Here is a 21,881-nt window from a genome sequence, read left to right as displayed (position 1 = left end):
TTGAAGATTGCCGCATCAAAAATGGGGTAGCGTTGGGAGGACTTATGTCTAAGCGCGCGTTTATCGGCTTCTCTGCTTTTCTTCTCGCCACTTTCGCATCCTTGAGCCCTTCGGCGGCCGCTGATGTCAAGCGTCAGGTGGTGACCACCAAGGACGGCGACTATTTCGGCTTCGATCTGCGCACGGAGCAGAACGTGACGCTGGACCAGTGCTCAGCGTCCTGTATCGGCGACAAGTCCTGCAAGGCCTTCACCTACAATCCCAAGGTGAAGTGGTGCTTCATGAAGTCCGACTTCAATCAGCTGAACAGCTTCCCCGGCGCGATCGCCGGCAAGGTCGTCGAGACCGCCGCAACCAGCGAGCCGGACATCGGCGCCGCCCCCACCCTTTCCTTCCTGACGGGTGATTTCATCAAAAGCGCCGGCGACGCGAAGAGCACGCTGACGCTCGGTGACGAACTCAAGGGACAAGGCGTCGAAAGCCTGATCGCGCTCGGCCGTATCGAGCTGACCTCGGGCAACATCAATGATGCGCTGAACGCCTTCCAGGGCGCGCTTTCGCTCAGCCCCGACGATGGCGACCTTTGGATCGAGATGGCGCGCGCCGCCAACACCGTTACGAACGATACGTCTCTCGCCACCAAGGCTGCCTATGCGGCGCTCAACGGCTATCAGCTGACCCGCACGACGACGAGCCGCGCCGATGCGCTCGCCGTTCTCGCCGAGGCGCTGAAGAACGCGCAGAACTACCGCCCCGCGCTCAATGCCTACAAGGCGAGCCTCAATCTCGTCAGCTCCGCCGCCGTGCAGGCGGCCTATAACAATCTGCTGGCGCGCCAGGGTTTCCGCGTCTCCGGCAACACGCTCGACAACGATAACGCCTCGCCGCGGGCCTGCGTACAGTTCTCCGAAAAGCTGGTGAAGAGCGGCGTCGACTATACGCCTTTCGTCACCGTCAACGGCGCGGCACCGAAGGGCGTCGACGCCAAGGACAACCAGATTTGCGTCGAGGGCCTGGAGTTCGGCCAGCATTATCGCATCTCGCTGCGCGCCGGCCTGCCCTCCTCCGTGGGCGAAAACCTTGCCGCGCAGGTCAATGTCGACGTCTACGTCAAGGACCGTAAGGCTTCGCTGCGCTTCACGGGTGACAATTTCGTGCTGCCCTCCACCGCACGCCGCGGCATCCCGATCGTCTCCGTCAATGCCAACACGGCCAATCTCAAGCTATACCGCATCGGCGATCGCAATATCGCGCAGACCCTCAACAACTCGCAGTTCCTGACGCAAGTGGACAGCTACAACGCCCAGACCATTCAGGACACCAATGGCGAGCTGGTCTGGCAGGGTTCGATCGAGATCAAGCAGGAACTCAACAAGGAAGTCGCGACCAGCTTCCCGGTCGACGAAGCCCTGCCGAAGCGCAAGCCCGGCGTCTATGTGCTGACGGCCGTTGCGCCCAACAGCGGCGGCCAGGAATGGGATCCGCAGGCGACGCAATGGTTCGTGGTTTCAGATATCGGCGTCACCACCTATGCCGGCACCGACGGCCTGAACGTCTTTGCCCGCTCGCTCGGCAGCGCCAAGCCGCTTTCCGGCGTGCAGCTGCAACTGCTTGCCAAGAACAATGAAATCCTCGGCACCGCCAAGACCGACGACAATGGCCGCGCCGTCTTCAGCGCTGGCCTGATGCGCGGCACGGCGGGCATGACCCCGGCCGTCATCACCGCTCAGAATGGCGATCAGGATTATGTCTTCCTCGACATGACGCGCGCCGGCTTCGATCTTTCTGACCGTGGTGTTGCCGGTCGAACCGCGCCCGGCGCGATCGACCTGCTGACATGGACCGAACGCGGCATCTACCGCGCCGGCGAAACCGTCCATGCATCAGCACTTGCTCGCGATGTCAGCTCGACCGCTGTAGAAAGCCTGCCGCTCACCTTCGTCTTCCTGCGCCCCGACGGCGTCGAAGATCGCCGCATCGTCACCGACGGCGGCAAGCTCGGCGGTTACAATGTCGACCTGCCGCTACAGCAGACTTCCATGCGCGGCACCTGGACGATGAACATCTATACCGACCCGAAGGGCTCCTCCATCGGCTCGCAGACCTTCATCGTCGACGATTTCGTGCCGGATCGCATCGAATTCGACATGAAGAGCGACGCGAAGGAAATCGAAGTCGGCCAGCCGACGCCGGTCAATGTCGATGGACGCTACCTCTATGGCGCGCCGGCGGCCGGTCTAAACCTCGAAGGCGAAGTGACGCTGAAGCCGACGCGCCAGAGCGATGCCTACAAGGGCTATCTGTTCGGCCTCGCCGACGAGGGCGCCGGCAAGACTAACAGCGACGACGACAATAGCGGCGGCGACAGCAAGGCCGAAAACACGCAGGTGCCGCTCGAAGACCTGCAGGCGCTGGACGAGAATGGCAAGACGACCTTCGATGTCACCATCAAGGACACGCCTTCGACCACGCAGCTGTTGAACGCCAACATTACCGTGCGCATGCAGGAGGCCGGCGGCCGTGCCGTCGAGCGCTCGCTGACGCTGCCGGTCAAGGCGGATGGTCCGCGCATCGGCATCAAGCCGGAATTCGACGGCAACCTCGGTGAGAATTCCGTCGGCAAATTCCATGTCATCGCCATCGACGAGAACGGCCAGAAGCAGGCGATGCAGGGCCTGACGTGGAAGCTGCTCAGTGTCGAGCGCAATTATCAATGGTATCGCGACGGCAACAGCTGGAAGTTCGAGCCGATCATGTCGACCAAGCAGGTGGCGGTCGGCACGGTCGACGCGACGACGGACGGTGCGGCGATTTCGATGCCCGTCACCTGGGGTCGCTACCGGCTGGAAGTATCCACCGCCGACGCGAACGGGCCGGAATCCAGCATTGAATTCAATGCCGGCTGGTATGTCGCCTCAAGCTCGACAGAGACGCCGGATGCACTGGAAATCGCGCTCGATAAGCAGAGCTATCATGTCGGCGACACCGCCAAGCTGAAGGTAACCTCGCGCTATGCGGGCCAGTTGATGGTAACGGCCGGCTCAGAGACACTGATCTCGGTCACCAATGCCGATATCGGCGCCACCGGTGGCGAAGTCGACGTTCCCGTGACCGCCGATTGGGGTGCCGGCACCTATCTGACCGCTACCCTCTTCCGTCCCGGCGACGCACAGGAAAGCCGCATGCCGATGCGCGCCATCGGCATCAAGTGGGCGCCTGTCGATCCCGGCGAGCGCAAGCTTCAGATCACGCTCGACGCGCCGCAGAAGACCCTGCCGCGCCAACCGCTTAATATCAGCCTTCAGGTTGCCGGCGCAGGCGCCAACGAGGATGCCTACGTTACCCTCGCCGCCGTCGATGTCGGCATCCTGAACCTGACGCGCTACCAGCCGCCGGCACCGGATGACTGGTATTACGGTCAGCGCCAGCTCGGCCTTGAAATCCGCGACATCTATGGTCGTCTTATCGACGGCTCGCTCGGTGCGACCGGCAAGCTGCGTACCGGTGGCGACGGCGGGCAGGTCGCCTTGCAGGCAAGCCCTCCGAAGGAAAAGCTGGTCGCCTTCTTCTCAGGCCCGATCAAGCTTGACGCCAGCGGCAAGGCGAACGTCAGCTTCGATATCCCGCAGTTCAACGGTACGGCGCGCCTCATGGCAGTGGCCTGGTCGAAAGCCGGCGTCGGACATGCGACGCAGGATGTCATCATTCGCGATCCGGTCGTCGTGACCGCCAGCCTGCCAAAGTTCCTCGCACCGGGGGACAAGGCGAACCTGCGGCTCGATGTTGCCAATACCGACGCTCCTGCCGGCGAGTACACGCTTGCCGTGACGGGAAATAGCGCCGTGACGGTGGATGAAAGCGCCACGCAGCAGAAGATCAACCTGCAGGCCGGCGGCAAATACAACATCACCCTGCCACTCACCGGCGGCCAACCGGGCGACGGCACGGTCTCGATCAAGCTGTCGAATGCTTCGGGCATGTCTCTGGACCAATCGGTCGATATACCGGTTCGCCCGGCACAGCTTCCGATCACCGAACGCCGCGTGATCGCGCTCGCACCCGGCAAGAGCCTGACGGTCAATTCGGACCTTCTCGCCGACAGCGTGCTGCCCGGCGCCTCGGTCAGCGTCAATGTCAGCCGTTCCAGCGCCTTCGACGTGCCGGCGCTGCTGATGAGCCTCAGCCGCTATCCCTATGGCTGCGCGGAACAGACCGCCAGCGGCGCGCTGCCGCTGCTCTACTTCAGCGACATGGCCGTCAAGAACGGCCTTGCCGATGACGCCGAGATCCGCAAGCGCGTGCAGGACGCCATCTATCGCGAAATGTCCTACCAGTCCTCGACCGGCAGCTTCGGCCTCTGGGGCCCTGGCTCGGGCGACCTCTGGCTGGACGCTTACATCACCGACTTCCTGACCCGCGCGCGCGAGCAGAAGTATGCCGTGCCGGATCAGGCCATGGTGCAGGCGCTGGAAAACCTCCAGAACGCGCTGAGCGCCAATACCAACGTCAAGGACAACGGCAACGAGATCGCCTATGCGCTCTATGTGCTGGCACGCAACAAGAAGGCCTCGATCAGCGATCTGCGCTACTATGCCGACACGATGCTGAACGACTTCCCGACACCACTGTCCAAGGCGCATCTGGCCGCGGCTCTGGCGCTCTATGGGGATGCCCAGCGCTCGCGCAACATCTTCATCGATGCCTTGCAGATGTCGCAAAAGGCGGCGGTCACGAAGGTCAGCTTCGCCCGCTCGGATTACGGCTCGTCGCTGCGTGACGGTGCCGCCGTGCTGGCGCTTGCCGCCGAAAGCCGCCCCGTACCGCCGATCATTCCCGATCTGGCAAGTGTCGTCGCCAAGGACTGGCAGAGCCGGAAATATACCAGCACGCAGGAGCAGACCTGGATGCTGCTTGCCGCCCGCGCCCTGCAGAATGGCGATGACGGCCTGACGCTCGACGTCAACGGGGCTGCCCATACCGGCACCTACATGGCGCAAATGTCGGGCGATGCCCTGATGGGTCATCCGCTGACCGTCACCAACACGACGCGCCAGCCGCTATCGGCTGCCGTGACCACCGTGGCAGCCCCGGCTTCGCAGCTGCCGGCCGGCGGCAACGGCTTCAAGATCGAGCGCAAGTACTACACGCTCGATGGCGAGGAGGCCAACGTCAGCCAGGCGCAGCAGAACGAGCGCTATGTCGTCGTGCTGCACGTGACGGGAGCCAATGACTGGCCGCAGCGCATCCTCGTGACGGATCTCTTGCCCGCCGGCTTCGAGATCGACAATCCGAGCATCGTCGGCAGCGCCCAGCTCTCGAACTTCGACTGGCTGAGCGATGTTCAGCCCGCCCATGTCGAGTTCCGCAGCGATCGCTTCGTCGCCGCCTTCGACCAGACAGACGGCGCCAATCGCGACATGAGCTTCGCCTATGTCGTGCGCGCCGTGACCCCCGGCGTCTACGACCACCCGGCGGCGAGCGTCGAGGACATGTATCGTCCGCAGTTCTCGGCCCGCACCGCAATGGGCCGCATGGAGGTGCTGGCAGCCCAGCAGTAAGTGCAGCCATGAAAGCACGATGGAAGATTGCGATCGGTTTTGGAGCCACTGCCTTGACGGCGGTGGCTCTGGTCTTCGGCCTGGAGGCCGCGGACCGCGCCTATCCGCCGCCGCTGGACGCTGCCCGCGTTGTGTCTGCCGAGGTGCTCGACGCCAATGGCGATCTTCTGCGCGCCTTCGCCACGCCTGAGGGGCGCTGGCGGCTAAAGACCGGGGTTGCCGATGTCGATCCGCAATATCTGCGCATGCTGGTCGCCTATGAAGACCGACGCTTCTACGATCATCACGGCATCGACCCGATGGCGATCGGACGCGCCTTCGTGCAGCTCGTCACGCATGGTCGCATCGTCTCGGGCGGCTCGACTCTCTCCATGCAGGTGGCGCGACTGATCGAGCCCCGTGGTCAGCGCTCGATGAGCGCCAAGCTTCTGCAAATCGTTCGTGCCATCCAGATCGAGCGGCGCCTGACAAAGGAGCAGATCCTCGATATCTATCTGACGCATGCGCCCTATGGCGGCAACTTGGAGGGCGTTCGGGCGGCAAGCCTTGCCTATTTCGGCAAGGAGCCCCGCCATCTCAGTGTCGCGCAAGCCGCCCTCCTCGTCGCCCTGCCGCAGCTGCCGGAGAAGCGACGGCCGGACCGCAATCTCTCGGCGGCGCAAGCAGCCCGCCACCGCGTCCTCGAACGCGCAGCCGTCGCGACCATCATCGGCGAAGGAGAGGCCGAACGCGCAGCGTTGACACCTGTGCCGGCCGACAGGCGGCAATTGCCGGCTTATGCGGCCCATCTCGCCGAGCTAGCGCTCAAAAAGCAGCCCGACGTCATTCAGCGCCGAACCACCTTGCGGCGCGGCGTGCAACAGGGACTGGAAGCCGTCGCCGATGCGGCTGCGAAACGGCTTGGGCCGAAGGTGTCGGTGGCCATGGTCATGGCCGACGCCAAGACCGGCGAGATCATCGGCGAAGTCGGCTCGGCCAACTATTTCGATTCCGGCCGCGCGGGCTGGATCGACATGACCCGTATCTTGCGCTCTCCCGGCTCGACGCTGAAGCCCTTCATCTATGGGCTCGCCTTTGAACAGGGTTATGTGGCGCAGGAGACGATCATCGAGGACCGTCCCGCCGATTTCTACGGCTACCGCCCACGCAACTTCGATATGAACTACCAGGGCGATGTCAGCGTGCGGCAGGCGCTGCAGCTGTCGCTCAACGTACCGGCCGTGCGCCTGCTCGATGCCGTAGGTCCCACCCGGTTGCTGGTGCGCTTTCGCCGCGCCGAGGTGAACCTCAAGCTGCCACCGAACGAAGCTCCCGGCCTTGCCATCGGTCTTGGCGGCGTCGGCGTCACCCTCAAGGATCTGGTGCAGCTCTATGCCGGTCTTGCCAATCGGGGCAAGGCGATGCGGATCGGCGACGGCGTTCAGGATCAGCCCGGACCGATCGACAGCGAGCCGTTGATGGAGCCGGTGGCCGCCTGGAACATCACCGACATTCTCTCCGATATCATCGCGCCGCGCGGCAGCAAGCAGCTCGGCATCGCCTACAAGACCGGCACCAGCTACGGCAATCGCGATGCATGGTCGATCGGCTATGACGGCGCGCATGTGCTCGGCGTCTGGGTCGGCCGGCCGGACAATGGCGCCGTGCCAGGGCTGGCGGGCTATGTCTCGGCCGCCCCCATCCTGTTCGAAGCCTTCGCGAAATCGGGCGTCGCCATTACCCCCTTCCCTCCGCCTCCCATGGGCGCCGTGCGCATCTCCGCAACCGAGCTGCCCATCAGCCAGCGCCGTTTTTCCGTTACCGCCGCAGGCCTGCTGGCCGCGTCGAGCCGCGAGCCGGCGCCGCAGATCGTCTACCCGCCCGAAGGCGCGCGCGTCGATCTCGGAGCGGGCACCGGCGCCGATCAGATCGCGCCGCTGGCGCTAAAACTGCAGGGCGGGCGGGCGCCGTTTCGGTGGCTCGCCAATGGCAAGCCGCTGCCGGAACTCTCTCGTCGCCGTACCAATCAGTGGACGCCCGATGGCGCCGGCTATTCGACGCTGACGGTCATCGATGCGGCCGGCCGTGCCGCCAGCGTGCGCGTCTTCGTCGAGTAAGAGCCGTCACATCATTGCGATCACGCCGTCGCATTTTTGTCAGCCGGTATCGTCTATGCTATCTTAGGCGCAACTCAAATGAGGAATGGCGAGATGTCGGAAGAGCAGGCAATCCGTGCGGTTGTTCACCTCTATGTCGATGGCATGGCCTTCGCGAATGAGCCGGCGCTGCGCAAGGCACTCCACCCGCGCGCCGATATCATCGGCAATTATCAAGGCGCGGTCGAATGGATGACGCGGGATGAGTTCATCGCGGCGATCGTCGAAGAAGGCAGCGCACCCCCCGGTACTATACCGTTGATGGAGATCGAGCTGATCGACATCGAAGGCGATGCCGCAAGCGTCAAGGTCGTCGACGAATTCGCCGGAATGCGGTTTTCGGACTATCTGTCACTGGTGAAGATCGACGGACGCTGGAGCATCGTCAACAAGGTCTATCATCTGCATCGGTAGAACCGATTGCTTTCGATATGCCACACCTCTGATATCCCCTCTGCCACTTTGGGACATCTGCCCCACATGGGGGAGATCATTGCGAGCAGCTTCTTATCCGTAAAACGACACGCTGCGGTTTCCACGGACCCGATACTTCCCTGAGGCAGACGCGCTCCGCGAGTTATCAACCTCCCCCATGTGGGGGGAGATGTCGCGACAGCAACGGAGGGGTTGACTCCCCTCCGCAAATTCAAAAGCCGGCAGATTAACCCCGAAGCACGCCACCCGTCGACTTCGTGACGTTCGCCACGATCTTCTGGGTCAGTGCTTCGAAGTCCTCATCTGTGAGCGTCCGCTCTGCGGGCTGGATCTGTACCTCGATGGCGATGGACTTCCTGCCTTCGCCGAGCGATGTGCCTTCGAAAATATCGAAGACGTTGACGCCGGTTACCAGCTTGCGGTCGGCGCCGACGGCAGCGCGGACGATGGCGCCGGCTTCCACCGACTTGTCGACCACGAAGGCGAAGTCCCGCTTGACGGCTTGGAACGGAGAAAGCTCCAGCGCCGGCTTGGTACGGGTCGCCTTCTTCTTCGGCTCGGGCATGGCATCGATATAGACTTCAAAGCCGGCGAGAGCGCCCGACACGTCGAGCGCTTCCAGCGTCTTCGGATGGAATTCGCCGAAATAGCCTAGCACGACCTTCGGACCTATCTTGATGGTGCCGGAACGGCCGGGATGATACCAGGCCGGGCCACCCTGCTCGATCTGGATATTGCCCATCGGCAGACCGCAGGCTTCGATCACGGCGAGAGCATCGGCCTTGGCATCGAAGACATCAACCGGCTTGCCGCCGCCCTTGGCGGCGTTCGACCACATGCGGCCGGCGCCGGAGAGCGTTGCCGTGCCGCGGCGGATGCCGCCTGCCACGCGACGCTGGCCCTCGGGCGTGTCGCTCTCGTACGTGCCGGAGACTTCGAAGATCGCGACGTCGCCATAGCCCTTATCGGCATTGCGCTGTGCAGCCGAGAGCAGGCCCGGCAACAGCGACGGGCGCATGTCGGACATATCTGACGCAATCGGGTTGGCAAGCTTCAGCGCGTTGGAGCCACCGCCGAAGAGCTTGGCCTGATCTTCCGAAATGAACGACCAGGTGACGGCTTCCAGCATGCCGCGCGATGCGAGCGCGCGCTTGGCCGTGCGGGTGCGGATCTGCAGCGTCGTCAGGATCTTGCCATTGACGGCATTGTGACTCTCAAGCGGCTGCGGCTTGATGTTGTCGACGCCGTGGATGCGCATGATTTCTTCGACGAGATCGGCCTTGCCGTCGACATCCGGGCGCCAAGAGGGAACAGCGACCGAGATACGCTCGCCCGAACCGGAGACCGAGAAACCGAGCTTCGCCAGGATGGACTTGCTCTCGTCAGAGGAGACTTCGAGGCCAGTCAGGCGCTTGACTTCCGAAAGCGGGAAATCGACGATCTTGGCATCATAGCCCTTGTAGCCTTCGACACGCGCCTTGGCAGCGGTGCCGCCGCAGCAGGCGAGCACAAGTTCCGTGGTGCGCTCAAGACCGGGAACCATGTACTCCGGATCGGCGCCACGCTCGAAACGGTAGCGCGCATCAGTGATGATGCCCAGGCTACGGCCGGTCTTGGCGATGTTCATCGGATCCCAGAGTGCGGACTCGATCAGCACATCCGTGGTGTTCTCGTCGCAGCCCGAGTGTTCGCCGCCCATGATGCCGCCGATCGACTCGACGCCGTTATCATCGGAGATGACGACATTGCTCGGGTTGAGCTTGTATTCGCGTTCATCCAGCGCCAGCACGGTTTCGCCGTCCTTGGCGCGGCGCACGACCAGATTGCCCTTGACCTTCGCAGCGTCGAAGACGTGCATCGGCCGACCCTGGTCGAAGGTCATATAGTTGGTGATATCAACGAGCGCGCTGATCGGGCGCAGGCCGATGGCAAGCAGACGCTGCTGCATCCACTTCGGGCTCGGGCCGTTCTTGACGCCGCGCACGAGACGAAGCGCAAAGCCGGGGCAAAGGCGCGTGTCGTCCAGATCGATCTTGAGCTCGGTCGTCGTTTCGCCTTCGATGGCGAAGGACGGCGTGCCGCGCGGCTTCAGCGTGCCGAGGCCGGAGGCGGCGAGATCGCGGGCGATACCGTAAACGCCGGTGCAGTCCGGGCGGTTCGGCGTCAGGTTGATCTCGATCATCGGATCGTCGAGGCCGGCATAGGCGGCAAAGCTCGTGCCGACGGGCGCATCTTCGGACAAGTCGATGATGCCGTCATGGCTGTCGGAGATTTCCAGCTCCTTTTCCGAGCACATCATGCCGCGGCTCTCGACGCCGCGGATGTTGCCGATGGCAAGCGTCACGTCGATGCCGGGAACATAGGTGCCGGGCGCCGCGAAGGCGCCGACGAGGCCGGCGCGCGCATTCGGAGCGCCGCAGACGACCTGGATAGGCGCGCCGCTGCCGGTATCGACCATCAGCACCTTGAGGCGATCGGCCTGCGGGTGCTTTTCGGCCGAGAGAACCTTGGCGATGACGAAGGGCTTGAACGCGGCCTTGTCGTCGACCTCTTCCACTTCCAACCCGATCATCGTCAGGCGGGCGCAGATCTCGTCGAGCGTGGCGTCGGTTTCCAGATGCTCTTTCAGCCAGGAGAGTGTGAATTTCATGTGCTTTATCCCTTCCTTACGCGCTCAGACCGCCGAACAGCGTCGGCATATCGAGCGGGCGGAAGCCATAGTGATTCATCCAGCGGACATCGGCGTTGAAGAAGTCGCGCAGGTCAGGCATGCCGTATTTCAGCATGGCGATGCGGTCGAGGCCCATGCCCCAGGCAAAGCCCTGGTACTCATCGGGATCGAGACCGCCGTGGCGCAGCACGTTCGGATGCACCATGCCGCAGCCGAGAATTTCCATCCAATCCGTGCCTTCGCCGAACTTGACGATCGGGCCAGAGCGGTCGCACTGGATATCGACCTCGAAGGACGGTTCCGTGAACGGGAAGAACGATGGGCGGAAGCGCATCGTCACATTGTCGACCTCGAAGAAGGTCTTGCAGAATTCCTCCAGCACCCAGCGGATGTTGCCGACATTGGCCGTCTTGTCGATGACGAGGCCTTCGACCTGATGGAACATCGGCGAATGGGTGGCGTCGCTATCCTGGCGATAGGTCTTGCCGGGGATGATGATACGGATCGGCGGCTTCTGCGCTTCCATGGTGCGCACCTGCACCGGCGAAGTGTGCGTGCGCAGCACCTTGCGCTCACCCTTTTCGTCCGGCTGGAAGAAGAAGGTGTCGTGCATCTCGCGGGCCGGGTGCCCTTCCGGGAAATTCAAAGCCGTGAAGTTATAGTAATCGGTCTCGACATCGGGGCCTTCGGCGATCGAAAAGCCCATGTCTCCGAAAATGGCGGTGATTTCATCGACGATCTGGCTGATCGGATGGATGCGGCCGCGTTCGGCAGGCGACGAACGCACCGGCAGGCTGACATCGACGGTCTCGGCCTTCAGCTTCGCATCGATCGCAGCATCGCGCAGCTCGCCCTTGCGGGCATTGATCGCATCGGTGACGGAATTCTTGAGGGCGTTGATCGCCGCGCCGCGTGTCTGCCGCTCTTCCGGCGACATCGAGCCCAGCGTCTTCAACAGTTCCGAGACCGAGCCCTTCTTGCCGAGCGCGGAGACCCTGACGGCTTCGATCGATTGTTCGTCGGTCGCCGCGGCCACCTCGGCCATAAGTTGGGTTTCGAGTGTTACGAGTTCCGTCATCTGATCCTGCCTTGCGGGCGGCGGGCTTGGAACGCCGCTCATTCCGCGGAATAATGGATGAACGCCCGCATCAGAGAGCTTGTGGCAACGATGAGGCGCTGCAGATCACTATCCATGTGCAAGCGGCCAATCAACCGGGCAAATGACAAAAACACGCCGAGAATGCGGTCCTTGGCACTTGTCGCCCGACAAGACGGCCTGACACGATGGAAAAGCGCATGCTGCAAAACACAAAACCCGCGCCGGTTTCGCCAGCGCGGGTTTCATAATGAATTTACGAAAGACGTGCGAGGCAGCGTTAGTTAACGGCTGCTTCGAACTCGTTCTTCGTGCCAGCTTCCTTGAGGTACTCAAGCGCCTTCTTCGAAGCAGCAACGAGCGCACCAAAAGCTTCCGACTCATGGATCGCCATGTCGGACAGAACCTTACGGTCAACTTCGATGCCAGCCTTGGTCAGACCGTCGATGAAGCGGCCGTAGGTCAGGCCGTGTTCGCGGACAGCAGCGTTGATACGCTGGATCCAGAGGGCGCGGAAGTTGCGCTTGTTAACCTTGCGGTCGCGATAAGCGTACTGCTTGGAGCGATCGACAGCGGCCTTGGCTGTGCGGATGGTGTTCTTGCGGCGGCCGTAGAAGCCCTTGGCTGCCTTCAGAACCTTTTTGTGCTTGGCGTGGGCGGTAACGCCTCTTTTTACGCGTGCCATTTCATGATCTCCTTAGTCTATAGCGTTACGAATAGTCTTAGAGACCGTTCGGCAAGTAGTTCTTGATTACCTTACGGCCATCCGGTTCTGCGAGAACCATGGTGCCGCGGGCATCGCGAATGAACTTGTTGGTACGCTTGATCATGCCGTGGCGCTTGCCAGCAGCTGCGGCCTTGACCTTGCCGGTCGCGGTGATCTTGAACCGCTTCTTGGCAGAGGACTTCGTCTTCATCTTGGGCATTTTGCTACTCCTTCGATGCTCCCTGACGTGCTTTTCTAAAAAGCCCTTCCCACAGGTCCGGACAGGCCGGGCTGCGACAAGGTGCCGGAGCGTTTGTTGTTGAACGGCTGAAACGGTGACGAACCGCTCCGCCAGCATTCTGAACTGCCACGGCATGCCCTGCCGGTCAGTTCGGACGCGCGCTTATAACCGCAGTTGTCCGCAAGTGCAACGGGCCGAATGTGCGATTCTTTGCAGATCGATGACAGATTTATCCTGCGGACAAAAGGAAAAAGCCGCCCATGGGACGGCTCCGACCTCTGTTACCTCGACCTGCGCCTCACTTCGGCGCAAGCACCATCATCATCTGGCGGCCTTCGAGCTTGGGCTCGGCTTCCACCTTGGCGATCTCGAGCGTGTCTTCCTTGACCTGCTGAAGAAGTTTCATGCCGAGTTCCTGGTGAGCCATTTCGCGGCCACGGAACTTCAAGGTCACCTTCACCTTGTCGCCTTCTTCGAAGAAACGGCCGATCGCCTTCATCTTCACCTCATAGTCATGGGTGTCGATGTTCGGGCGCATCTTGATTTCTTTGACTTCGACGATCTTCTGCTTCTTGCGCGCCTCGGCTGCCTTCTTCTGGTTGGCATATTTCAGCTTGCCCAGGTCGAGGATCTTGCACACAGGCGGTTCAGCATTAGGGGAAATCTCTACCAGATCGAGACCGGCCTCCTCTGCCATTCTCAATGCCTGGTCCGTCGCGACGATGCCCATATTCGCGCCGTCAGCCGCAATGAGCTGAACTTTGGGAATGCGGATTTCCCTGTTGGAACGTGGCCCGTCCTTTACGGGCGCATCGGTTTTAAAGGGTCTGCGAATGGTCGTATTCTCCACGAATTGTTTCGGATAGCTGCAGCCTATCGCTCCCCGTCGGCGCAACTGACGGAAATGTCGTAAAAGCTACGTTGAAGTCAATAGCATGACATCAGGAAAAAAGCACCTCCCGCGTGTCAATAGAATGTCATAGAGACACAAGATGCGCGAAGGACACACTATCGTAGCCAGATGACGCGCAAACCCGCGCTAAAAAGCCGAGCATTTTTGGGGTCACATCGGCGCGAATCTGTTTTATAGAGCGGAAAAACGGGAGTTTCTTGATGTCCGAAGCCGCGACAGCTAGCCAACCGACCTTCATTTCCGTTGGCGAGGGTGAGAGCGAACGCCAGATCGCGATCCGCGAGCGCGTGGCCGGCAAAGGCGCAAAGAATGTCAGCTTCCTATGGCTATCCGGCTATCGGTCCGACATGAGCGGCACCAAGGCGGTCGAGCTGGACGCGCTAGCGGAGCGGGCCGGCCTTGGCTGCATCCGCTTCGACTATTCCGGCCACGGCCAATCGGGGGGCAAGTTCACTGACGGTACGATCTCGCGCTGGCTGGAAGAGGCGCTTGCCGTCATCGATCATACCAAACCAAAGAAGATCGTCCTCGTTGGCTCGTCGATGGGCGGCTGGATTGCGCTCAGGGTCATTCAGGAGCTGCGAAAGCGCAAGAAGGCACCCAGCATTGGCGGTCTCGTCCTGATCGCGCCTGCACCCGATTTCACCGTCGATCTCATCGAGCCCAATCTTTCGGACAACGAGCGACGCTCGCTGGCCGAGCGCGGCTATTTCGAAGAGCCCTCGGAATACAGCCCCGAGCCGAACATCTTCACCCGCGCCCTGATCGAAGACGGCCGGACCAATCGTGTGTTGACAGGCATCATCGAGACCGGCTGCCCCGTGCACATCCTGCAGGGCATGGAAGACGCCGACGTGCCCTTCTCGCATTCGTTAAAGCTGGTCGAGCATCTGCCGGCCGACGATGTGGTGTTAACACTTGTGCGCGATGGCGATCATCGCCTGTCGCGGCCTCAGGATATCGAGCGCATACTCACCGCGGCGGAAACTCTGGCGCTTCATAATAGCCAGTAAAAACAATCCGATATACTTGAAGTAGCTCGCCGTGAAATTTCCGCGCCGGGCATCGTTTTCGCGCGCCTGCCCAATCGGGAGAGGTATAGAATTGTGGCAAACACCGTCTCGATTGTCCCGAAATTAACCATACGCGCCGGTTCCCACGTTAACACTTAAGTAACGATTGACTTGTCAGGCCCCGCTACATTAACAATTTGTTAACAAATGCAGGGACGATACAAGGAATAGTGGGCGTGCGTATTAAGGGCGTATTGGTTGCCTTCGCTGCTATAATTGCGATGTCATCGGCGGCGATGCCGGCGTCTCGGCAGAGCGCATCGATGACGGTCGGCAACGTCACTTCTCAGCCCATTGGGCATTATGATTTCTGCCAGAGGCATCCCGATGAATGCGGTCCGGTACGCAACGCCGGCCCGGTGGATATGAACGCCGCTGCCTGGGCGCTGGTCAATCAGGTTAACCTGCGCGTCAACAAAACCATCCGTCCGGCGACGGACATGGAAGTCTACGGTCAGGAAGAATACTGGGAATACCCGAAGACCGCCGGCGACTGCGAGGATTTTGCTCTGCTGAAGCGCCGGTTGCTGATACAGAACGGTATCTCGGCTTCCAATCTGCTGATGACGGTCGTGCGCAAGCCTGATGGCGAAGGCCATGCGGTTCTGACACTACGCACCAAGCAGGGCGATTATGTGCTCGACAACCTCGAGGACGAAATCAAGATCTGGTCGAAGACGCCCTATTCCTACCTGAAGCGCCAGGCGAGCTTCAACACGGGGCGCTGGGTCACCATCGAGAACGGCAGCGACATTCTTGTCGGCTCCGTCAAGTAAGCACAGGCGCTCAAAGACAGCCAAAAGGCCGGCGAAAAGCCGGCCTTCCGTTTTTGGGGATTTAGTCAGAACAGTCCTCACTCGCACGTGCGGACGGATTGGACCCTAGCGGATACGTCAGCTGTTCTTGTGGCTTTGCTGACCCGCTTTGGCAGGTTGCTCGTGTGTGCCACCGCGCGCATTGCCGGATTGCTGCTCATGTGAGCTGCCGGAGGAAGCGCTGCGGCTATTGTGATCCATGTTCTTGTGGCTCTGCTGGCCTGATTTGACGTGCTGGTCGTGGCTTCCAACTTGGTGTGCCATTAGACAATCTCCTTGGGTTTGCAGAACGAGGCCAAGAGCGGCCTCGTGTTGCTAACCGATGGCAGTGGCAGGCGTTCCGAATTTTAACATTTCGTGAACGGAGCGCCCCAGCCACACGTCAGGCATTTCCGATCAGAATACCGGCCGCCAGCACCAGGGAGCCGCCGACCACCACCTGGAAGGCTGCGCGAAGGAACGGCGTTTCCATATATTTGTTCTGGATGAAAGCGATGGCCCAGAGCTCGAAGAAAACGACGATCGCAGCCGTGATCGTTGCGGTCCAGAAATGCGGAATGAGGTAGGGCAGTGCGTGGCCGAGGCCGCCGATCGCCGTCATGATGCCGCAGGCAAGGCCACGCTTGATCGGCGAGCCGCGGCCGGAGATCTTGCCGTCATCGTGTGCCGCCTCGGTGAAACCCATCGAAATGCCGGCGCCGACGGAGGCCGACAGACCGACGAGAAAGGTCTGCCATGTCTGCTGCGTGGCAAATGCGGCGGCGAAAATCGGCGCCAGCGTGGACACGGAACCATCCATGAGGCCGGCAAGGCCCGGCTGCACATAGGTCAATACGAACTGGCGACGCGCCTGGGCATCCTCTTCCTGCTTAACGGTTTCCGGCGTGTGCTTGTCGCCAAGCAGACGGGCAACATCCTCGTGTCCCTGTTCTGCCAGCGCCAGGTCGCCCAGAAGCTGTCTCGTCGACGCGTCGGAAACCTGTTTTGCGGCCTGAATATAGAAATTATAGGCCTGCTGCTCCATCGCCTCCGCTTCCTCGCGAATGGAATCGAGGGAGAGATTCTTGCGCAGCCAGTCCGGCTTGCGCTCATAGAAGCCGCTGACGTGCTCGCGGCGGATCAGCGGGATACGCTCGCCGAAACGCTGCCGGTGCATGTCGATGAGGGTCTTGCGATGGGTATCCTCAACCTCTGCCATATCCTCGAAGACCTTGGCGGACTCGGGATAATGCTGGCGAAGTATATCGGCATAGGCGAGATAGATGCGCGAGTCGTCCTCTTCCGCGGCGATGGCGATGGCCAGGATTTCCTGTTCCGAGAGGGAGGTGAAGGGACGTTTCGACGGACGAAAAAGGCCGAGCAACATGGGAGGCAACCTTATAACTTTAGAATTATTCTAATTCTAAAGTGGGCAATCGCGCCGGTCAAGCGGCCAGATGTCGTCTTAAGCGGAAATCGCATTGCGGGGAGGTATGACGGATTGCGGCTCGGAGCGCATAAATACGAAAGTGGTTTTGACAGATTGCCGCAACATCCGCATGACGCCTTGGATATGCCCTGAAATTGCATAGATAAGCGGAGACGAAAGCCGGCCGCGGCGATACTCTGCGAATGACCGGCGGGAGCATCCTATGGACAATGACATACAGGGCCGAGCCGCCCATCTTGCCGGCATTCGCGAAAAGGCCGAGGCCGAGATGGCAAGCATGGGGATCGACGCCGCTTTCATCGAGCGGCTGGTCGATACTTTCTACGCGCGCGTTCAGGCTCATCCCCGCCTCGGGCCGGTATTCGACGGTCGCCTTGCCGGACGTTGGCCTGAGCATATGGAAAAGATGAAGCGCTTCTGGTCGTCCGTGGCCTTCAAAAATGGCGCCTATGGCGGCAAGCCGGTGCAGGCACACCTCGGCGTCGAAGGCATGGCTGTCGATCTCTTTCCGGAATGGCTGGCGCTTTTCTCGCAGACCCTCACCGATATCGCGCCTTCCGCGCAGGCGAAGGACTGGTTCATGGCAACGGCCGAACGCATCGCCAGGAGCCTGACTCTATCGCTCTTCTATAATCCTGCGCTGGATGATCCGGCACGGCAGGGCGGGTGAACTATACGTTCGCCCCTAGTGGCATCGGAGGCGCGGGTAGCGACTGATCAGCCCTTCGTCGCGAAAATCGTTGCGCCAATGCTGGCGGAAACGACCAGGGCAGTGCCGAACATCTGTGACGGCGTCATCGGTTGCGACAGGATGACGAAGCCTGCGAAGGCACCGATGGCCGGTTCGAGGCTCATGAGAATGCCGAAGGATGAGGTCGGCATGCGCCGCAACGCCACCATTTCCAGCACATAGGGCAGCAGCGGAACGAGCAGCGCCAGGCCGGCGATCTCGATGAGGCCATACCCCGTCAGATGCGGGGCGGCCGAGGCAAAGCCGAAGGGGGTCGAAACAATAGCCGCCACCAGCAGCGACATGGAAAGCCCTTCGAGACCCTGAAAGGCGTTGCCAACCTTCTTTGTCAGCAAAATGTAGCTTGCCCAGCCCGCCCCTGCCCCGATGGCAAAGAGAATGCCGGGCAGATTGCCGACCCACGCCTCACCATCATAGGCCAGGAGCAGCACGCCGATAGCGGCAAAGAGAGGCCAGAGAAGCTGGCGGCTGAGCCCGAAGCCCAGGGTTGCGACCAGAAGCGGGCCGAGAAATTCGATGGCGACGGCAAGTCCCAGCGGAATGCGGGCAATCGCCGAGAAGAAGAGCGTCGTCATCAGCGCCGAAACGGTGCCGAGCGCCAGCACACCGAGCCACTGCGAGCGGTTGTAGCTCATGATCTTCGGACGGACGATGATCGCCAATACTATGGAGGCGAAAACGAGCCGCAGCCATGTGGCTCCGACCGGACCATAGGCATTGATGATCGGAGCCGAAAGGGCCGAGCCGAACTGGATGCAGGACATGGACAAGACGCACATCAGCACACCGGTAGCAATGCCGCCGGAAGATGGCGCAACGTCCGGGTGCGGCATGAGCGCCGCGCCGCCATCCGTGCCACTCTCGATAAGCTTCTGATCCATGGCCTCTCCTAACAGGCGAGGTTTTAGAGGCCTGGCTTTACGCTGGCAAATTCAAACTTTTCATGCTGGGATCAGGCGCTTTGATGCAAGAACCGCTCAGGCTTCCAGGCCTTTCAACACATTGGCGACGTTGAGACCGATTTCGGGCACGCCATATCCGCCCTCCATGCAGACGAGCACGGGCAATCCCGTAGTGGCTATGCGCTCACCCATGCGGATGAAATCCTGCGACGTCAACGCGAAGAAAGAGATTGGATCGCGTTCGAAGGTATCGACGCCAAGCGAGAGGACGATGGCTTCGGCGCCGAAGGCCTTGATGCGGGCAAGCGCATCGTCGAGCGCCGATGCCCACACGCCCCATGGCGTGCCCGGCTGCATGGGGTAGTTGCGGTTAGCCCCGAGCCCGTTGCCCTCGCCTTTCTCATCCGCATGGCCGAGGAAATAGGGGAAGGCATGGATGGGATCGCCATGCAGCGAAGCGGTGAAGACATCGCCCCGCCGGTAGAATATGTCCTGCGTGCCGTTGCCGTGATGGAAGTCGACATCGAGGATCGCCACCTTGGCCGCGCCGTGATCACGCAGGCGCTGCGCCGCAACGCCGGCGTTGTTGATGAAACAATAGCCGCCGAAAAGATCGGAACCGGCATGATGGCCGGGCGGACGGCAAAGCGCAAAGGCAAAGCGATTGCCGGCATGTAGCCAGTCTGCGCCGGTCAAGGCGCAGCGCATGGAGGCGAGCGCCGCCTCATAAGATCCCTTGGTGATGGAGGTATCGGCCGCATTGGCATAATGGCCGATCATGCCGACGATATTTTCCGGCACGCGCTGACTGGTGCGCCTGACAGGGAAGGAATTGGAGATCGCCTCGCCCGTGAAACCGGCCGCGACCCAGCGCTCCCACACCACGCGCAGAAATTCGAGATAGGCGGGATCATGCACCTTGCACGCCGTCTCGAGTCCGTAGACCTCGGGTGCGACGACATCGACAAAACCGGCTTCTTTGACGGCGGCGAGGATCCATTCGGCCCGAAAAGGTGCTTCGAAGGGAGTGACGAGCTTGCCATCGTGCAGCTCGGTCTTGGCATCCCTGAGCTTGTGATCTTCCGAGTAAATGACCCGCATGTTCGCCTCCTCCATTATATCATTTGCCCTAAAGGCTACATGCATCGCGCCGAGGAAAAAAGGGCCTGCGCGCTCTTGAACACTGCCGCAAGCGACCGCACTTTCCGCCTGCATCTGGCAAAGTGGGGATGGCCGTATGAAAGTGCTGATGGTTGATGTCGACGGTGTCCTGGTTCATGGCAGACCGAGCGATGGGCTGCCGCTTTTCACCCATCTGGAGCGCGATCTCGGCCTACCGCTTGATGTGCTTCGCCAGGCATTCTTCGAACCCTATTGGCGAGACATCGTTACCGGCCGCGACGCGCTGGAGCCGAGGCTTTCAGAGGTTCTGGGCGAAATCGCACGGCACCTGCCCGCGAAAACACTGATCGACTACTGGTTTGAAAACGACTCCCGCCTCGACCACGGCCTGCTTGAAGACCTCGCCGCGCTGCGGGCTAAGGGAACGAAGATGTTCCTTGCGACCAATCAGGAGCACATGCGAGCGGCCTATCTGATGGAGACGCTTCAGCTCTCCCAGCGTTTCGACGGCATTTTCTATTCGGCCGCTCTCGGCCATCAGAAACCTGCGGACGCGTTCTTTCAGCTGGCGACCGAACGCGTCGGTTTTGCCGCAAACGAGATCGGCTTCATCGACGATGTGGAAGCCAATATCGAGGCTGCGCGGCAATTCGGCTGGAAGGCGATGCGGTGGGCGTCAGGCTCCAGGCTGGAGGATGCCATGGCCGCCTTCTCAGCCTGAATCATCTTTTCACGCAGCGATACGCTTATAGAAAATGGTCGTGTCGCAGAGGCCGCCTTGCGGCCACATGGCATAATCCGGCACCACGCCGGCACGCTGCCAGCCAAGACGCGGATAGATCGCTTCGGCATCGCTGCCGGTTGCCGTGTCGAGCACGAGCAAGGTCTTGCCGATGCGGGCAGCTTCGCGTTCGGCTGCGTCCATCAGCAGGCGGGCAAGGCCCTTGCCGCGTGCGGATCTGTGCACCAGCAGCTTCTTGAGATCGCCGCGATGCGGCTGGTTCGGCATCTGCGCGGCCCCCACCTGCACCGTGCCGACGACCCTGCCTTCTATTGCGGCGACGAAAAGCAGCGTCGCGGCGCTTTCGACGCTGTCGGCAACGCCCTGCCAGTAGGGCAAGGCATCGGACACACCATAGGGTTGCATGAAGCCGACGGAAGCGCCACCATTGACGCAATCGACAAGCACCTCGCAGAGATCGGATAGCCTGTCGCGAGCGTCGGCGGCCGAAAGAAGACGAATGTCAGTCATGAGAAAAGTCCTTGGGTAGCTTGAGCATTTCCGCGTTTCGAAGAAAAGCGGAAATGCTCTATCTTATTGTTTTCTTACGCATTCCTGACGGAAAACCGCTGTGCGCTTTTCCTGGAAATGCTCTATGAACGGCCGCGATCGAGGATGACGCTGTAGCGCGCCGGCACCTCGCCGGGATTATGGAAGGCATGGCCATCGCCAACGCCCATGAAGAGACAATCGCCGGGCATGAGGCGATGCATGACATCGCGATGCGTCACCTCCATCTCCCCCTCGAACAGCCAGACATGCTGGGTCATATCGGCGCTTGCCGTATTCGGCGGGAAAATGACGCGCGCGCCGGCGGGAAAGATGACCTCGACAACATCAACCTTCGAGCCCGTGCCCGGCGGCGAGACGGAACGTCTGACATAGCCGGTTCCCGGATCACGCCAGATCGCCTGCTGCTCGCGGCGGGCAAGCGGCGACACCTCCATGTCCTCCTCGGCAAAGAAAGCCGAGAGCGAAAGGCCGAGCGCTGCGCAGAGCCGTGACAGCAGCGAGGCCGTCGGGCTCGCCTCCGCCCGCTCGATGCGCGAGATCATGGCGCGGCTGACGGCCGAGGCATTGGCAAGCTCATCCAATGTCAGACCGCGAGCGATACGCAGCTCCTTGATACGCGCGCCGATCGCCAGATCCAGATTGTCATCCGCCATTGTCAATGCCTTGCGCCTCGAAATTCCACTATAAGAGAAATACACGTTCTCATGATGGAATCAAGAGACCTTCGATGTCGATCGCTG

The 21,881-nt window shown here is 61.3% G+C and carries 18 protein-coding genes; 7 read left to right on the top strand and 11 right to left on the bottom strand.

What is annotated here, in order from left to right; all coding sequences use genetic code 11:
• Positions 1–44: 44 nt before the first annotated feature.
• From ACIQJ2_RS27970 to ACIQJ2_RS27960, 3 genes are all read left to right on the top strand, one after another.
• Positions 45–5,558: an MG2 domain-containing protein gene (locus ACIQJ2_RS27970; RefSeq protein WP_400676338.1), complete on the top strand. Its 5,514-nt coding sequence runs from the start codon at positions 45–47 to the stop codon at positions 5,556–5,558.
• An 8-nt stretch (positions 5,559–5,566) separates the two neighbouring features.
• Entirely contained in the window at positions 5,567–7,654 is a 2,088-nt protein-coding gene (gene pbpC, locus ACIQJ2_RS27965) for a penicillin-binding protein 1C (protein ID WP_400676336.1), read from the top strand.
• A 93-nt stretch (positions 7,655–7,747) separates the two neighbouring features.
• On the top strand, positions 7,748–8,107 hold the full coding sequence (locus ACIQJ2_RS27960; protein WP_199148498.1) for a nuclear transport factor 2 family protein: 360 nt from the start codon (positions 7,748–7,750) through the stop codon (positions 8,105–8,107).
• Between the two features lie 247 nt (positions 8,108–8,354).
• Here the strand turns inward: ACIQJ2_RS27960 and pheT are convergent, their stop codons facing one another.
• The 5 genes from pheT to infC all read right to left on the bottom strand — a co-directional run bounded on the left by pheT (position 8,355) and on the right by infC (position 13,677).
• Positions 8,355–10,778 (bottom strand): phenylalanine--tRNA ligase subunit beta, encoded by a 2,424-nt coding sequence (pheT, locus tag ACIQJ2_RS27955; RefSeq protein ID WP_400676334.1) that lies wholly within the window; start codon positions 10,776–10,778, stop codon positions 8,355–8,357.
• Between the two features lie 16 nt (positions 10,779–10,794).
• Positions 10,795–11,877 (bottom strand): phenylalanine--tRNA ligase subunit alpha, encoded by a 1,083-nt coding sequence (pheS, locus tag ACIQJ2_RS27950; protein ID WP_199148496.1) that lies wholly within the window; start codon positions 11,875–11,877, stop codon positions 10,795–10,797.
• A gap of 298 nt (positions 11,878–12,175) precedes the next feature.
• The gene (gene rplT, locus ACIQJ2_RS27945) at positions 12,176–12,580 is read right to left on the bottom strand and encodes a 50S ribosomal protein L20 (RefSeq protein ID WP_004108079.1); all 405 of its coding nucleotides are present in this window, start codon (positions 12,578–12,580) and stop codon (positions 12,176–12,178) included.
• Positions 12,581–12,617: 37 nt separating this feature from the next.
• Entirely contained in the window at positions 12,618–12,821 is a 204-nt protein-coding gene (gene rpmI, locus ACIQJ2_RS27940; RefSeq protein ID WP_003570998.1) for a 50S ribosomal protein L35, read from the bottom strand.
• A 319-nt stretch (positions 12,822–13,140) separates the two neighbouring features.
• A complete protein-coding gene (infC, locus tag ACIQJ2_RS27935; protein ID WP_184363066.1) occupies positions 13,141–13,677 on the bottom strand; it encodes a translation initiation factor IF-3 in 537 nt (178 codons plus the stop codon).
• A gap of 278 nt (positions 13,678–13,955) precedes the next feature.
• On the opposite strand from infC, the gene ACIQJ2_RS27930 reads away from it, so the two are divergent.
• A complete protein-coding gene (locus tag ACIQJ2_RS27930; protein WP_400676330.1) occupies positions 13,956–14,768 on the top strand; it encodes an alpha/beta hydrolase in 813 nt (270 codons plus the stop codon).
• Positions 14,769–15,004: 236 nt separating this feature from the next.
• The gene (locus ACIQJ2_RS27925; protein WP_199148494.1) at positions 15,005–15,604 is read left to right on the top strand and encodes a transglutaminase-like cysteine peptidase; all 600 of its coding nucleotides are present in this window, start codon (positions 15,005–15,007) and stop codon (positions 15,602–15,604) included.
• A gap of 117 nt (positions 15,605–15,721) precedes the next feature.
• Here ACIQJ2_RS27925 and ACIQJ2_RS27920 read toward each other — a convergent pair whose 3' ends face one another.
• Together ACIQJ2_RS27920 and mbfA are read right to left on the bottom strand one after the other, a co-directional pair.
• Entirely contained in the window at positions 15,722–15,907 is a 186-nt protein-coding gene (locus tag ACIQJ2_RS27920) for a hypothetical protein (protein ID WP_199148493.1), read from the bottom strand.
• 118 nt (positions 15,908–16,025) lie between these two features.
• A complete protein-coding gene (gene mbfA, locus ACIQJ2_RS27915; RefSeq protein WP_199148492.1) occupies positions 16,026–17,009 on the bottom strand; it encodes an iron exporter MbfA in 984 nt (327 codons plus the stop codon).
• A 265-nt stretch (positions 17,010–17,274) separates the two neighbouring features.
• Between mbfA and ACIQJ2_RS27910 the strand changes: the two genes are divergently transcribed.
• Positions 17,275–17,742, top strand: coding sequence for a group III truncated hemoglobin (locus ACIQJ2_RS27910; protein ID WP_400676327.1), 468 nt, complete (start codon positions 17,275–17,277; stop codon positions 17,740–17,742).
• Between the two features lie 47 nt (positions 17,743–17,789).
• Here the strand turns inward: ACIQJ2_RS27910 and ACIQJ2_RS27905 are convergent, their stop codons facing one another.
• Entirely contained in the window at positions 17,790–18,704 is a 915-nt protein-coding gene (locus ACIQJ2_RS27905; RefSeq protein ID WP_199148489.1) for an EamA family transporter, read from the bottom strand.
• 96 nt (positions 18,705–18,800) lie between these two features.
• Positions 18,801–19,826 (bottom strand): histone deacetylase family protein, encoded by a 1,026-nt coding sequence (locus tag ACIQJ2_RS27900; protein ID WP_400676325.1) that lies wholly within the window; start codon positions 19,824–19,826, stop codon positions 18,801–18,803.
• A gap of 136 nt (positions 19,827–19,962) precedes the next feature.
• Between ACIQJ2_RS27900 and ACIQJ2_RS27895 the strand changes: the two genes are divergently transcribed.
• On the top strand, positions 19,963–20,568 hold the full coding sequence (locus tag ACIQJ2_RS27895; RefSeq protein ID WP_400676323.1) for an HAD-IA family hydrolase: 606 nt from the start codon (positions 19,963–19,965) through the stop codon (positions 20,566–20,568).
• Positions 20,569–20,577: 9 nt separating this feature from the next.
• Here ACIQJ2_RS27895 and ACIQJ2_RS27890 read toward each other — a convergent pair whose 3' ends face one another.
• Both ACIQJ2_RS27890 and ACIQJ2_RS27885 read right to left on the bottom strand, forming a co-directional pair.
• On the bottom strand, positions 20,578–21,099 hold the full coding sequence (locus tag ACIQJ2_RS27890) for a GNAT family N-acetyltransferase (RefSeq protein WP_400676321.1): 522 nt from the start codon (positions 21,097–21,099) through the stop codon (positions 20,578–20,580).
• A 122-nt stretch (positions 21,100–21,221) separates the two neighbouring features.
• Positions 21,222–21,794, bottom strand: a complete 573-nt coding sequence (locus tag ACIQJ2_RS27885) for an XRE family transcriptional regulator (protein ID WP_199150676.1) — start codon at positions 21,792–21,794, stop codon at positions 21,222–21,224.
• Positions 21,795–21,881: the final 87 nt, after the last annotated feature.

The sequence above is a fragment of the Rhizobium sp. NPDC092011 genome, assembly GCF_044756305.1.
Lineage (GTDB): Bacteria > Pseudomonadota > Alphaproteobacteria > Rhizobiales > Rhizobiaceae > Rhizobium.
This window is presented reverse-complemented; position numbering and strand designations above follow the sequence as displayed.